The sequence below is a fragment of the Vibrio sp. 10N.261.52.A1 genome (assembly GCF_002876325.1).
GTDB classification, from domain to species: Bacteria; Pseudomonadota; Gammaproteobacteria; order Enterobacterales; family Vibrionaceae; genus Vibrio; species Vibrio chagasii.
Genome location: NZ_MCYD01000570.1, coordinates 1 through 594 on the forward strand (window position 1 = coordinate 1; position 594 = coordinate 594).

Consider the following 594-nt stretch of genomic DNA (forward strand, 5'->3'; position numbering starts at 1 on the left):
TACGGTGGTGAAGAGTTCCAGTCTGGCGTGGCAACGGGTGCAGAGTATTTCAATCAGCTACTGGCTGAAATTGATATTAACAGCGAGCGCGGTCAGAACATCGTTCATATCTTCAAAACGGCAACGCGTATGGAAGTGGCTTTCTGGCAGCAAGGTCTAAATGCACTGAATGACTCAACAACGGCTTAAAGCAACTTTGACGAATAAGGATTACCCCATGCTAACTGAACAAATCATCCAATCGTTGCGCGCAGTACGAGAACAAAAACCACTGGTTGTGAACATCACCAACTATGTAGTGATGAACAACACAGCCAATGCGTTATTGGCGATTGGCGCTTCGCCTATCATGGCGCACTCACAACAAGAACTGGCTGAGATGATGTCTTTCTCTGGTGCTCTGGTTATTAACATCGGCACGTTGGACAGTGTTTGGACGCCAAGAATGCGTTTCGCGGTTGAACAAGCGAATGCGAACAACAAGGTGGTGGTTCTTGACCCTGTAGGTTGTGGCGCAAGCACACTGCGTACCGAGACCTCTCGTGAAATTGCACGTTTAGCCGATAAGCTAATCATTCGTGGTAATGCGTCTGA

The 594-nt window shown here is 47.8% G+C and carries 1 protein-coding gene and 1 pseudogene; both read left to right on the forward strand.

The features are described from left to right. Nucleotides 1-189 (forward strand): annotated as a pseudogene (locus BCT81_RS09130) (thiaminase II); the annotation flags it as partial. A 28-nt stretch (nt 190-217) separates the two neighbouring features. Continuing rightward, on the forward strand, nt 218-594 hold a 377-nt coding region (locus BCT81_RS09135; protein ID WP_198596868.1), incomplete at its 3' end, for a hydroxyethylthiazole kinase.